14 protein-coding genes are annotated in these 13,784 nt (G+C 35.6%); 12 read left to right on the top strand and 2 right to left on the bottom strand.

Features of this window, described 5'->3' with window-relative positions; translation table 11 throughout:
* Positions 1–110: 110 nt before the first annotated feature.
* Positions 111–1,499 (top strand): glycine--tRNA ligase, encoded by a 1,389-nt coding sequence (locus ACYPXO_RS07775; protein WP_459640020.1) that lies wholly within the window; start codon positions 111–113, stop codon positions 1,497–1,499.
* A 115-nt stretch (positions 1,500–1,614) separates the two neighbouring features.
* Positions 1,615–2,382: a transposase gene (locus tag ACYPXO_RS07770; RefSeq protein WP_459640019.1), complete on the top strand. Its 768-nt coding sequence runs from the start codon at positions 1,615–1,617 to the stop codon at positions 2,380–2,382.
* A 93-nt stretch (positions 2,383–2,475) separates the two neighbouring features.
* Here ACYPXO_RS07770 and ACYPXO_RS07765 read toward each other — a convergent pair whose 3' ends face one another.
* Positions 2,476–3,375, bottom strand: a complete 900-nt coding sequence (locus ACYPXO_RS07765; protein ID WP_459640018.1) for a helix-turn-helix domain-containing protein — start codon at positions 3,373–3,375, stop codon at positions 2,476–2,478.
* Between the two features lie 151 nt (positions 3,376–3,526).
* On the opposite strand from ACYPXO_RS07765, the gene ACYPXO_RS07760 reads away from it, so the two are divergent.
* Positions 3,527–4,822, top strand: coding sequence for a Gfo/Idh/MocA family protein (locus ACYPXO_RS07760; RefSeq protein ID WP_459640017.1), 1,296 nt, complete (start codon positions 3,527–3,529; stop codon positions 4,820–4,822).
* Between the two features lie 141 nt (positions 4,823–4,963).
* Positions 4,964–7,588, top strand: a complete 2,625-nt coding sequence (gene ppdK, locus ACYPXO_RS07755) for a pyruvate, phosphate dikinase (RefSeq protein ID WP_459640016.1) — start codon at positions 4,964–4,966, stop codon at positions 7,586–7,588.
* 77 nt (positions 7,589–7,665) lie between these two features.
* Here the strand turns inward: ppdK and ACYPXO_RS07750 are convergent, their stop codons facing one another.
* The gene (locus ACYPXO_RS07750) at positions 7,666–7,872 is read right to left on the bottom strand and encodes a helix-turn-helix domain-containing protein (RefSeq protein ID WP_459640015.1); all 207 of its coding nucleotides are present in this window, start codon (positions 7,870–7,872) and stop codon (positions 7,666–7,668) included.
* A gap of 121 nt (positions 7,873–7,993) precedes the next feature.
* On the opposite strand from ACYPXO_RS07750, the gene ACYPXO_RS07745 reads away from it, so the two are divergent.
* The 8 genes from ACYPXO_RS07745 to ACYPXO_RS07710 all read left to right on the top strand — a co-directional run bounded on the left by ACYPXO_RS07745 (position 7,994) and on the right by ACYPXO_RS07710 (position 13,727).
* Positions 7,994–8,146 carry a hypothetical protein gene (locus tag ACYPXO_RS07745; RefSeq protein WP_459640014.1) on the top strand — a complete coding sequence of 51 codons (153 nt, stop codon included), beginning with the start codon at positions 7,994–7,996 and terminating at the stop codon, positions 8,144–8,146.
* A 24-nt stretch (positions 8,147–8,170) separates the two neighbouring features.
* Positions 8,171–9,511, top strand: coding sequence for a radical SAM protein (locus tag ACYPXO_RS07740; RefSeq protein WP_459640013.1), 1,341 nt, complete (start codon positions 8,171–8,173; stop codon positions 9,509–9,511).
* Positions 9,512–9,643: a hypothetical protein gene (locus tag ACYPXO_RS07735; protein ID WP_459640012.1), complete on the top strand. Its 132-nt coding sequence runs from the start codon at positions 9,512–9,514 to the stop codon at positions 9,641–9,643.
* Positions 9,644–10,167: 524 nt separating this feature from the next.
* Entirely contained in the window at positions 10,168–10,842 is a 675-nt protein-coding gene (locus ACYPXO_RS07730) for a CPBP family intramembrane glutamic endopeptidase (protein WP_459640011.1), read from the top strand.
* A gap of 76 nt (positions 10,843–10,918) precedes the next feature.
* Entirely contained in the window at positions 10,919–11,290 is a 372-nt protein-coding gene (locus ACYPXO_RS07725; protein ID WP_459640010.1) for a diacylglycerol kinase family protein, read from the top strand.
* Positions 11,291–11,323: 33 nt separating this feature from the next.
* Positions 11,324–11,650 (top strand): phasin family protein, encoded by a 327-nt coding sequence (locus ACYPXO_RS07720; protein WP_459640009.1) that lies wholly within the window; start codon positions 11,324–11,326, stop codon positions 11,648–11,650.
* Between the two features lie 13 nt (positions 11,651–11,663).
* Positions 11,664–13,238, top strand: coding sequence for an ABC1 kinase family protein (locus tag ACYPXO_RS07715; protein ID WP_459640008.1), 1,575 nt, complete (start codon positions 11,664–11,666; stop codon positions 13,236–13,238).
* Positions 13,239–13,277: 39 nt separating this feature from the next.
* Positions 13,278–13,727, top strand: a complete 450-nt coding sequence (locus tag ACYPXO_RS07710) for a hypothetical protein (RefSeq protein WP_459640007.1) — start codon at positions 13,278–13,280, stop codon at positions 13,725–13,727.
* Positions 13,728–13,784 lie beyond the last annotated feature (57 nt).

The following is a 13,784-nucleotide window of genomic DNA, read 5'->3' as shown; positions in this document are numbered from 1 at the left end:
TAATAATTAACAATTTATAGAATGTATAAATTACATAAAAAGAATATTTATTGCGGAAATATTTATGTGTCTGTAAGTTAAAAATAAAATGCGAAGGAGAGAGAAAGCGAATGGAAAAGACAATGGAAAAAATTGTAGCAGTAGCAAAATCAAGAGGATTTGTATATCCGGGCTCAGAGATTTACGGAGGACTGGCAAACACATGGGATTACGGTAATCTCGGTGTAGAATTGAAAAACAACGTAAAAAGAGCATGGTGGAAAAAATTCATTCAGGAAAATCCATACAACGTAGGTGTTGACTGTGCTATCCTAATGAATCCACAGACATGGGTTGCATCAGGACATTTGGGTGGATTCAGCGATCCTTTAATGGATTGTAAAGAATGTAAAGAAAGATTTCGTGCTGACAAATTGATTGAAGACTTTGCAGCAGAAAACGGAATTGAACTAACAGAAAGTGTAGACGCCTGGTCAAAAGAACAGATGGAATCATGGATTGCAGAACATGAAGTTCCATGTCCAACTTGTAAAAAACATAACTTTACAGAAATTCGTCAGTTCAACTTAATGTTCAAAACATTCCAAGGTGTTACGGAAGACGCAAAAAATACAGTATATTTACGTCCTGAAACAGCACAGGGAATTTTTGTCAACTTCAAAAACGTACAGCGTACATCAAGAAAGAAAATCCCATTTGGAATCGGACAGATCGGAAAATCATTCCGTAACGAAATTACACCGGGTAACTTTACTTTTAGAACAAGAGAATTTGAACAGATGGAACTAGAATTTTTCTGTGAACCGGGAACAGACCTTGAATGGTTTGCATATTGGAAACAATTCTGTTTAGATTGGTTATATTCACTTGGATTAAAAGAAGACGAAGTACGTGCAAGAGATCATTCTCCGGAAGAACTTTGTTTCTATAGTAAAGCGACAACAGACGTAGAATTTTTATTCCCATTCGGATGGGGAGAATTATGGGGAATCGCTGACAGAACAGATTATGATTTATCGCAGCATCAGGAAGTATCAAAACAGGATATGACATATTTTGATGATGAAAAGAAAGAAAAATACATTCCATATGTTATCGAGCCTTCTTTGGGTGCAGACCGTATGGTATTAGCATTCCTTTGCAGTGCTTACGATGAGGAAGAATTAGAAGGTGGAGATGTCCGTACAGTAATGCATTTCCATCCGGCGTTAGCTCCAATTAAAATCGGTGTATTGCCACTTTCTAAGAAATTAAATGAAGGTGCAGAAAAAGTATTTGCTGAATTATCAAAAACATATAACTGCGAATTTGATGACAGAGGAAATATTGGGAAACGTTATCGCCGTCAGGACGAAATTGGAACACCGTTCTGTGTAACTTACGATTTTGAGTCTGAGGAAGATGGAGCAGTTACAGTCCGTGATCGTGACACGATGGAGCAGGAAAGAATTAAAATTGAAGATTTGAAAGCATATTTCGAGAAGAAGTTTGAGTTTTAATTCATTTGGGGACGTAGTTTTTTTCAGTTTGACTACGTCCCCAAATGAGAAATACGGTGTCCCTTTTTACAGAATACCCCGTCCCTAAATGGAGAATAAAAAGGGAAGGTGAAATATGCCGCGTCAACGAAGAAGAAAAAGTGCTACCGGATTTTATCATGTGATAGCAAAAGGAATAAATAGAGAAAAAATTTTTAATCAAACACGTGAAAAGAATTATTTCAAAAGAATTTTGCGAAAATATCTTCAAGAAGATGAAGTAGAAATTTATGCATATTGTATTATGTCTAATCATGTACATCTAATTATCAAATCTGAATTGGCAGTTTTAGCCGTATTCATGGCCAAATGTCTGGCAAAATACGCAGAATATTATAATTATAAACATAATAGAAATGGACACGTTTTCCAAAATCGATTTAAGAGTGAATGTATAGAAAATGAACGATATTTTTGGAATTGTGTGCGTTATATTCATTTGAACCCAATGAAATGTAATAGTGAAAATAGTTATTTACAATACAAATATAGTAGTATTGGCGAGTATCGGTTATTCAAAAGAGATTTACTACATGAAAACGCATTGAATATATTTCAAAGAAAATTTGAAGAATGGGAAGATGTTGTAAACTTTCATAATAAAAAGCAATATGTAGTGGTTGATGATGTGAAAGAAGATATAAATTTACAAAGGCAGGAAATTGCTTTAAATATTTTGGAACAAATGAAAATGGAAAAGAATTTATCTAAAATAGAAGAAATTATAGAGGAAAAAACTTTGCGTGAAGAGTATAAGGGAAGGTTAATTGATAAGATGAAAGTTTCTTCTGCAAGGAGCGAGAACCTATATTTGTTTGTGAAGAGAAAAATCATTGGTGGATAATAATAAAAAGGGGACAGGGTGTTCTGTAAAAAGGGACAGGGCATTTTGTGTTTGGGGACGTAGTAAAATACAAAAAAACTACGTCCCCAAACACTATTTAGACACACAAGACAAAGAATGGGAAATGCCTTTTACAGAAGAAATATATTCCAAAGGAGACATTCCTGTTGCTTTTTTAAATTGTTTTGAAAAATACTGAAGAGAACTGAAAGAAAGATAATGTGCGACTTCTGTGCAGTTCATTTTTTCACTGCGGAGAAGTTCTTTTGCGTAATCCATTTTCAGCTTATGAAAATATGCCATAGGGCTACAATGATATTTAGCAGTGAATATTGTATGTAGAGCGGAACGACTTACGGAGAAGGTTTCGCAGATAGTAGAAATAGTGAGGGTGTCACAGATATGTCTTTTCATAAAGGATGCAATTTCATCAGGAAGGTTGTTTCTGGCAGAAGAGCGGACGAAAGAGGGAGAAACGGAATTTTCAAGGTGATTTCGTTTCAGAGTAATTAAAAGTAATTCCAAGTAAAGAGAAATCAAATGCTGTGAGCCGAAAGGTGCATTTTCAGAAATTTTCACCTGTTCTACGGATGGAAGGTAGAGGGGAGAAGAGAAAGCGTTTTTTGCTTCTGCAATCATTTTAGAAATAAGGATGCGTTCTTCTAAAGTAAGCGTGCAGTGAAAATTGTGAAAGAATTTTATGGCAGGGGAATTGCAGTAAAAAGAAACAGCCACAAGATTCGGCGATTTTTTACTGATAGATTGAATGGCGTGAAATTCATTTGGCTTATGAAAAATAATATCTCCTGCTGTCAGAGTGTGTTCTTTGGTATCTGCCTGTACAGACACTTTCCCTTTATCTACATATAAAAATTCCCAAAAATCATGAGTTTCTCCGGTGAAAACAAAATCATTCATATATTCAAAATAGTGAATAGTTACAATAGATTCGATTTGAAATTCTCTTTTTAATTTTGTGCTGACGTAAGCCATAGTTTACCTCCTGCTATTGAGTGTTTTTTTATTTTAGCAGAGCGAGAGGAATAAATAAAGATAAAAAGATAAGTTTTCAGTATAAAATAACAAGCCAATCGGAAGAAGAAAACATATAATAAAAGTTATAAAATGGATAGGGAGGACGAAGATGAGTAAAAAATTAAAAGTAGCGTTGGCGGGACTCGGAAGTAGAGGAAAAGATACATATGCACCGACAGCAAAACTATTTCCGAATAAAATGGAAATTGTGGCAATTGCGGATATTGATCCTGCGAAGGTGGAGGAAGTAGCAAAAGAATATCATATACCGGAGAAAATGTGTTTTTCCAGTGCGGAAGAGTTGATTGCACAGGAAAAATTAGCAGATATTATGTTTATCACAACGCAGGATAAACAGCATGTTGAACAGGCGATTCCTGCATTAAAAAAGGGATACCACATTTTACTGGAGAAACCGATTTCACCGAAACCAAAAGAGTGCAGGGAAATTGTAAAGGTAGCAAAAGAATGTAACAGACAGGTAATCGTATGCCATGTTCTTCGATATACGCCAATCTATTCTAAATTGAAAGATGTTTTAGATACAGGGGTTATTGGGGATGTGGTTTCCGTAATGTCTATCGAAAATGTAGGATATTGGCATCAGGCACACAGTTTTGTTCGTGGAAATTGGAGAAATTCGGAAACAACAAGTCCGATGATTTTACAGAAATGCTGTCATGATATGGATTTACTTCTGTGGTTGACAGGCAAAACTTGTGAATCTGTTTCATCATTTGGCGATACATATTTATTTAAAGAAGAATGTGCTCCGGAAGGAGCGGCGCTTCGTTGTATGGACGGATGTAAGGCGAAAGAAAATTGCCCGTATGATGCGGAAAAAATTTATTTGGATCACCATAAAATCGGTGCAAAAACGGGATACAAAGAATGGCCGTTAGATGTATTGACGTTACATCCGAGCGTAGAAACAATTGCAGAAGCGATAAAAACAGGTCCGTATGGAAGATGTGTGTATCATTGTGATAACAATGTGGTCGATCATCAGGTTGTTAATATGAAAATGACAGACGGAACGACAATTAGCCATACAATGTGCGGATTTACCGCTACAGGAAGTCGTTATGCGAAATTTATGGGAACTAAAGGTGAAATTATTGCAGATATGACGGAAAATACAATTAAAATTACAGTGTTTGGACGAAAAGATACGGAAGTAATTGATATATCCCAAATTGCTTCAGATTTCTCAGGACATGGTGGCGGGGACAACAGAATGGTTGAGGAATTTTTGGATATGCTCATAAATAAAACAGGACCTACAAAACGAACAACTTCTGTGGAACAATCGGTAGAAAGCCATTATTGTGCATTGGCTGCTGAAGAGTCCAGAATAAACGGTGGAAAGGTGGTTTTCTTAGATAAATACAGAAACGGGAAATAAATAGTTTTCTGTCGAAAAGACCTTGACGAACCTTGACAAACCGTATAAAATATATGTGCGGTAGATTATCGTATTGCAATATGTTAATAATAAGAAGAAATACTTTTTATTAAAAAATATTATGTAGGAGGTCGTAAAGACATGGCAAAATGGGTTTATATGTTCACCGAAGGTGACGCAACCATGAGAAACACTCTTGGTGGTAAAGGTGCTAACCTTGCTGAGATGACTAAATTAGGTCTTCCTGTACCACAAGGTTTCACAATTACAACAGATGCTTGTACTCAGTACTATGAGGATGGAAGAAAAATCAACGATGAAATCATGGAACAGATCATGGATGCAATCGTAAAAATGGAAGAAGTTACTGGAAAGAAATTTGGAGATAAAGAAAATCCACTTCTTGTATCTGTTCGTTCAGGAGCAAGAGCATCTATGCCAGGTATGATGGATACTATCTTAAACCTTGGTTTAAATGAAGAAGTTGTTAAAGTATTAGCAGAAAAATCAGGAAATCCACGTTGGGCTTGGGACTGCTACAGAAGATTCATTCAGATGTACTCTGACGTAGTTATGGAAGTAGGTAAAAAATACTTTGAAGAACTTATCGACAAAATGAAAGAAGAAAAAGGTATTACTCAGGACGTAGACCTTACAGCAGAAGATTTAGAAGTTCTTGCTAATCAGTTCAAAGCAGAATACAAAGAAAAAATCGGTGAAGACTTCCCAGTTGATCCAAAAGAACAGTTAATGGGAGCAGTAAAAGCCGTATTTCGTTCTTGGGACAACCCTCGTGCTAATGTTTACCGTCGTGACAACGATATCCCATATTCTTGGGGAACAGCCGTTAACGTACAGATGATGGCTTTCGGTAACATGGGTGAAACATCAGGAACAGGTGTTGCATTTACTCGTGACCCTGCTACAGGTGAAAAACACTTAATGGGTGAATTCTTAATGAACGCTCAGGGTGAAGACGTTGTTGCCGGTGTTCGTACACCACAGAAAATTGATCAGTTAAAAGAAGTTATGCCTGAAGTTTACGAACAGTTCGTAGGAATCTGTAATACATTGGAAGATCATTACAGAGATATGCAGGACATGGAATTCACAATCGAAGATAAAAAACTTTATATGTTACAGACACGTAACGGTAAGAGAACAGCACAGGCTGCTTTAAAAATCGCTTGCGATTTAGTAGATGAAGGAATGATTACAGAGGAAAAAGCAGTTGCTATGATTGATCCTCGTAACTTAGATACATTACTTCACCCACAGTTTGATGCTGCTGCATTGAAAGCTGCTGCACCAGTTGCTAAAGCACTTGGAGCATCTCCGGGAGCTGCTTGCGGTAAAATCGTATTTACAGCAGAAGACGCTAAAGAATGGGCTGCAAGAGGAGAAAAAGTTGTTCTTGTACGTCTTGAAACATCACCAGAAGATATCGAAGGTATGAAAGCCGCTCAGGGTATCTTAACAGTACGTGGTGGTATGACATCTCACGCTGCCGTAGTTGCTCGTGGTATGGGTACTTGCTGTGTATCTGGTTGTGGTGATATCACAATGGATGAAGCAAATAAGAAATTTACATTAGCCGGAAAAGAATATCATGAAGGAGATTCTATCTCTCTTGACGGTTCAACAGGTAACATCTACGATGGAATTATCCCAACAGTAGACGCTACAATCGCTGGTGAATTCGGAAGAATCATGGGATGGGCTGACAAATACAGAACATTAAAAGTTAGAACAAATGCAGATACACCAGCAGATGCTAGAAAAGCACGTGAACTTGGTGCTGAAGGTATCGGTCTTTGCCGTACAGAGCATATGTTCTTTGAAGGAAACAGAATTGATGCTTTCCGTGAAATGATTTGTTCTGAAACATTAGAAGAAAGAGAAGCAGCTCTTGAAAAAATCCTTCCAGAACAGCAGGGAGATTTCGAGGCATTATATGAAGCATTAGAAGGACATCCAGTTACAATCCGTTTCTTAGATCCACCTCTTCATGAGTTCGTACCAACAACTGAAGAAGATATTAAGAAACTTGCAGATACTCAGGGTAAAACAGTTGAACAGATTAAAGCAATCATTGATTCTTTACATGAATTCAACCCAATGATGGGACACAGAGGACTTCGTCTTGCTGTAACTTATCCTGAAATTGCTAAAATGCAGACAAGAGCAGTTATCCGTGCTGCTATCAATGTTCAGAAAGCACACAGCGACTGGGCAGTAAAACCTGAAATCATGATTCCGTTATCATGTGATTCAAAAGAATTAAAATATGTTAAAGATATGGTAGTAGCAACAGCTGATGCTGAAATCGCTGCTGCAGGTGTTGAACTTGCATATGAAGTTGGTACTATGATTGAAATCCCAAGAGCTGCTCTTACAGCAGATGAGATTGCAAAACAGGCAGATTTCTTCTGCTTCGGTACAAACGACTTAACACAGATGACATATGGTTTCTCTCGTGATGATGCTGGTAAGTTCTTAGATGCTTACTATGATGCAAAAATCTTTGAGAACGATCCATTTGCTAAATTAGACCAGATTGGTGTAGGTAAATTAATGGAAACTGCTATCAAATTAGGAAAACCAGTTAATCCAAACCTTCACGTAGGTATCTGTGGAGAACACGGTGGAGATCCAAGTTCTGTAGAATTCTGCCACAAAATTGGCTTAGACTATGTATCTTGTTCACCATTCCGTGTACCAATCGCAAGATTAGCTGCTGCTCAGGCTGCTATCAACAATAAATAATATATTGTGAATTGCAAATAAAAAATTCCCTGTGTTTCATTTGAAACACAGGGAATTTTTATCGTATAAGGAGAATATTATTTTTTCTCATTTGTTCTGCCAAGAAGATAATCAACAGACACGTCATAATAATCTGCTAATTTTATAAAAACTTCAACGGGAATATTTACTTTACCCAATTCATATTTAGAATATGTTGTCTGCTTTATATTAAGATAATCAGCCAGTTCCTGTTGTTTTTTATCGCTATCTTCCCTAAGATTTCTAATCCGTTCAAATATCATTAACACTTCTCCCTGTTTATTTTCTTTAATTATAAAAAGTCTTGTCATGACTATTGAAAAATAGTCGTATTACGACTATAATTGAAATGAAGAATAAATTATATTTTGCTGAGGTGTGAAAATGAGTACAAAAGATGTTTACCGAGAAGAAAAAAAGAGTAAAAAAGAAGAAACGTTGGAATTTGTTAAGGAAACAGGAAAGACAGTTATCATTACAGCATTAACTACTGCGGTATCCATAGGCGTGAGTATGCTTATGAATAAGGATAGGTAAAAAAGAAAAGAATGAGATGTGGACATGAAAATAAGTAAGACGGTAGCGTATAGAATTTATCAATTAAAAGAAGAAAAAAAGGCAATTTTGTTTAATTGTAATAGTAGAAAATATATGTTTTTAGAAGGATTGTCAGCAGAATTATTGGAATTATTATTAAAAGAGAATGCAATAGAATTAGATAACTGGTTAAAAACAAATGAGTTGAAAACGGAAGATGTGGAAGAGTTTAAGAAACAACTGGAAATATTTATTTCTGCAAATGTTGATAGAAAACAGAATTTCACAGGCGAGTCAATAGGAAATAAGAAAACAGAAGATAACGCCATGTTAAGTCGATTTATCGAAGAGTTACATAAGAATGGGTTGTATCACAATTTTCACATAGACCTGACAAATAAATGTAATGAAAAATGTGTACATTGTTATCACCCATTTGAAACATATCAGTATTCCAAGGAACTAAATACAGAAGAAGTAAAAGCGTTAGTTGACATGATTTATGATATGGGTGTGTTTCATGTGATATTGAGTGGCGGAGAGGCTTTGTTACGGAGAGATATATTTGAGATATTGGAATATATTTCACAAAAGAAAATGTTAATCAGCCTGTTTACCAACGGAATGCTTCTTACGGAGGATGTGGTAAAACAACTTAGCGGTTATAGGATAAAAGAAGTAAGTATCAGTTTGTACAGTGATATAGAGAAAGAGCATGATTTGATAACTACTGTGCAAGGTTCGTACAGTAGAACGATGAATGGAATTAAATTTTTAAAGAAATATCATATACCGTTTGAATTGAAATGTGTTGTTTTGAAACAGAATATAGGACGCATTGAAAAAATTCGCTCTTTTTTGGAGAAACTTAATGCTGGAAAACCGTGTAAAATAGATTTTTCATTATGTGGAAAAGTGGATGGCTGTTGTGATGTGTTTGCATATATGCCAGATGAAAAAGATGTTCAACAAGTATTCTTTTCAAATCCGAAAAGATACATAGGCAAAAGAGAATTATTAAGACGCTCACCGGAGCAAAACCCATGTGGTGCAGGGCGGTATGGTTTATATTGCAGTGCAGAAGGAAATATTTATCCTTGTGTCAGTTTTAGACTTTTCTTATGTCATTACACAGAGTTGCCTTCCATATCGGAAAATCCTGTATTGAAACAATGGTTGAACACAAAAATAAAGGATTTTTCGGAATGCTTTAAACATAGTTATTGTGAATATTGCACTGAGCAGTGTGCGGGTAATAATTTAATAGAAAACGAAGATTACCTGAATAGTAATATTCAACATTGTAATCATGCAAAATTAATAGAAAAGTGGTTTGTAGAGCATGATGTGGAGGAGGTGACATAGATGGATAAGTTAAAAATTACAGTTGTATCTGAAGAAGCCATTATGGAAAGTATGGCAGGATGTGGTAAAAATCATCCGCAGTTATGTGGGGCTAAACAATGTTCATTTAATGGAACATCTCGTGAGGACTAAACATAGTTTCATTTATAAAAAATCAATTTGCAAAAGGCTGGTGCATCAGTGATGCGTCAGTCTTTTTTGTATGAAATAAATTAAAAAAGAATAATAATTTGACAATTAAATAAGAAAAATCTAAAATAAAAATGTGATAGATATAAAACTCAGACTATAATTAGAGTTTTTGAGTTTTTTAGGGATAGTACGAGAAAAATTTTAGCAAAGGAGAGGTTCGTATGTGGAACGAAGTAGAACATAAGGCGTTTAAAATATTTATGCTCACAGAAATAGGATTGACATTTGGTTTTGGTGTTTTGATGAAATTTGCATTCAATAAAGGTATGGATATGACGTTTTATGTTAATGTTTATATGCTTTTGCCAATGGCGGCAGCCGTTATATCCATTTTGAAAACGAAAACAGAAGGCAGTGAAGTCCCAAAAAAATTTTTTAACGGATTTTTGGGAGTTACTCTATTGAGTGTTTGCGGTTGTATAGGAAATCTTTTTTGGGAGTCGGAGTTGTGGGGAAAAATTGTTATGGCAGTTGGGTTAGCTGTATGTTCTGTCTGCTATTTACTTGAAGAAGATAAGAAATTAAGAACATACAAAATGTCAATAGGTACAGCAACGATAAAACAGTGGTTTATATATGCAGGCTTACTTATATTGTTGCTATTTAGTTCTTGCATTTTGCAATGGGGAATGCAATGGTTGTTAGGAATAAGCGGAAAAGCCAATATAATAAAAGAATATTTAGTTATGCTTATACAAAGCCCGTTTATTGTTATAACTTTTTTCTTAACATACATATTTTTTATAGGTGAGGAGTATGGTTGGCGAGGATTTTTGCAGCCACTTTTGCAAAAGAAATATGGAATGAAAAAGGGAATAGTTTTATTAGGTATTATATGGGGAATTTGGCACGTTCCGGTTTCCATGTTTTTTTATTTACCTGATAGTTGGATTATACAAAATATATTTCAAATAGGTATTTGTATATGTTTCGCAATATTCTTAGGGTATGTTTTTGAAAAAACACAAAGTGTTTGGTTAGTGGCATTTTTGCATTTTTTGATAAATAGTTCGTATATATTGGTAGATACAAATCAAAAAAATGCCTATATAGTTGCAACATTGGCTCTTATTTCGCTGATGATTTGTTTTGTCCCTTTTATAAAAACAAAAGTTTTTGTGAAAACAAAGAAAATATGAAAAATAACTAAAAAATACCACTAAAAACTGATTTTGTAGTATAATAAAAGAAAATCTGGGACAAGAAGGTGAAAGTATGAAGAAGGAAAAGAAAAATCCACTATATAAAAGTTTTGGATATGCTTTTGAAGGAATTTTTGCCGGAATTAAGAAAGAAAGGAACATGAAAATTCATTGTTTGGTAATGATATGTGTTGTGGCAGCAGGATTTTTGGTACAAATTTCAATAGTTGAATGGTGCATATGTCTGATATTGTTTGGATTGATTCTTTCACTGGAACTTGTCAATACGGCAATTGAAGCGGTGGTAGATTTGGTTACGGAAGAGAGAAAACCACTTGCAAAACTTGCAAAGGATACGGCTGCGGGCGCTGTTCTGATTGCGGCGCTTATGGCGGCAGGAGTAGGAATTATTATTTTTGTTCCGAAAATTTTGGCGCTTATATGACAATGAGGTTGTAATAAGAAAGGAGTTATTATTATGGAAGGTTTTGGAGAAAACATTAAAAAATTATTATTAGCAGGTATTGGTGCGGTAGCAACAACAGCAGAAAAATCAAAAGAGTTGTTGGATGATATGGTGGAAAAAGGTGAACTGACAGTGGAGCAGGGGAAGGCGTTGAATGAAGAACTGAAACATAATATTAAAAAGACAGTTAAGGAAAATGTAAATGTTTCAGTAAAACCATCATCACCGGAGGAATTGGATGAACTTTTGGAAAAAATGACACCGGAGCAGATAGCAGATTTAAAAGAAAGATTACACGCAATGGAAAAAGAAGAAGCGGAGAATGAACGGGCAGAATAGGAAGATGTGAAAGATGAATCGGCAGGAATATAAAGAAAGATTGAAAGAAATGACGGAGGTACTCCGAAAACATAATATTACAAGAGGAGTATCTCCGGAAAAACTACGTTTAATTTTGGAGGACCTTGGACCGACTTTTATTAAGTTGGGACAAATTATGTCCATGCACTCTGATATTTTGCCGAAACGATATTGTGATGAGTTAATGAAACTTCGCTCTGAAGTTCCGCCGATGCTATTTTCGGAAGTGGAGGAAGTGTTACAGGGAGCATATGAATGTCCGTGGAGAGAAATCTTTTCTGCAATTGATGAAAAACCGCTTGGTTCTGCCTCGATTGCACAGGCTCACAAGGCAACATTAAAGACCGGTGAAGAAGTTGTTGTGAAAATACAGCGAAAAGGGATTTATGACAAGATGTCAAGAGATATAGGACTTTTGCATCGTGCTGTAAAATTACTTCCACCGGTCAGTTTAAAAGATATGGTCGATTTGGATATGGTATTGGATGAACTGTGGGCTGTTACGAAAGAGGAAATGAATTTTCTTACAGAAGCGGCAAATTTGGAAGAATTTGCCCGGAGAAATAAAGATATTGCTTTTGTTGGAGTGCCGAAATTATATCACGAATATACAAACCATTACGTTCTTGTTATGGAATATATTAACGGATATGCCGTAGATGATAAAGAGAAACTTTTGGCTGACGGATATGACTTGGAAGAAGTTGGAATAAAATTGATTGACCACTATATTAAGCAGGTAATGGATGACGGATTTTTTCATGCAGATCCCCATCCGGGCAATGTGAAAATTCGGGATGGAAAAATTATTTGGATTGATATGGGGATGATGGGACGCTTGACAGAACGGGATCGAGAGTTAATCGGAAAAGCAGTAGAGGGAATTGCGATAGGTGACATCGGTATGATTCAAAATGCAGTAATGGCTCTCGGTGATTTTAAGGAAGCGCCGGACCAGAGTTGTCTGTATGAAGGTATCAGTAATCTGCTTACACAGTATGGAAATGCAGAAATGGGAAATATTGATATAGCCAAAGTGACAATGAGTCTTATGGATGTAATGAAAGAGAATAAAATTATTATGCCCCATGGCTTGACGATGCTTGCCAGAGGGATGACGCACATGGAAGGCGTGATTGCTGACATTGCCCCACAATTAAATATGGTAGAGATTGCTTCCAGACATATGGCAGGAAAAATGCTAAAAGAAAAGGATTGGAAACAGGAATTAAAAAACAGTGGAAAAACAATTTATCGTTCATTTCATAAGGCGCTAAATATTCCATCGCTGATTTCTGATATTTTACAGGGGTATTTGAAAGGGCAGACAAAGATTAATCTAGATTTACACGCTTCTATGGAATTGGAAAGACTTCTGAGAAGACTCGTGCGAAATATAGTAATGGGACTTTGGGTAATGGCGCTTTTGATTAGTTCCAGCATTATATGTACGACGAACATGAAACCGAAAATCTGGGGGATTCCGGCGCTGGGGGCGTTTGGATATTTGATTGCCTTTGCTATTGTAATGTATGTATTTTTGAAGCATATTTTTTCTAAAAAGTAAGCAGAATTTCAAGTTGCTTATAAAAGCAAAGGAGAGGGTATGAAGTTTGTATGGATTTTTAGTGTTGCTAGTTTAATAGTAATCAGTTGGGAAGGATATAAGGACTGGAAACAAATTAGAAAAATAGTAAAAAAGAAAGATTTAAGAAAAGGAAGAGTAGTAGGTTTATTGCGTACGGGAAGTACATATTTGTATAGGGTAGGGGACTGTCGAGTATATACTTGGGTTGTTGCATTGGAAGATGAGGAAAATACGACTTTTGTTCCCACATTACATACTTGGAATATTCGTCCAAGAAATGTGGCTATGCTGCAAGAAAAATTTAATAGAAAAGAAAAAGGGAAAGAAGTAGAGTTGTATTATTCTGTTCAACAAAAAAGAGGAATAATAAAAGGAAAAATAGCAGGTATGTATATCAATATATGGGGCGAATGTTTACTTTTATTATTTGCTGTCGGAATGATTACATATTATACTTTTTTTAGATAAATTTTTACTTTTGCCTGAAAGATATGAATAAAATAAAGAAATTTAAGTATAGACAAT

The organism is Faecalimonas canis (assembly GCF_054601575.1).
Note: the sequence above shows the minus strand (reverse complement) of the source record. Positions and strands in the feature narration are given on the sequence as shown.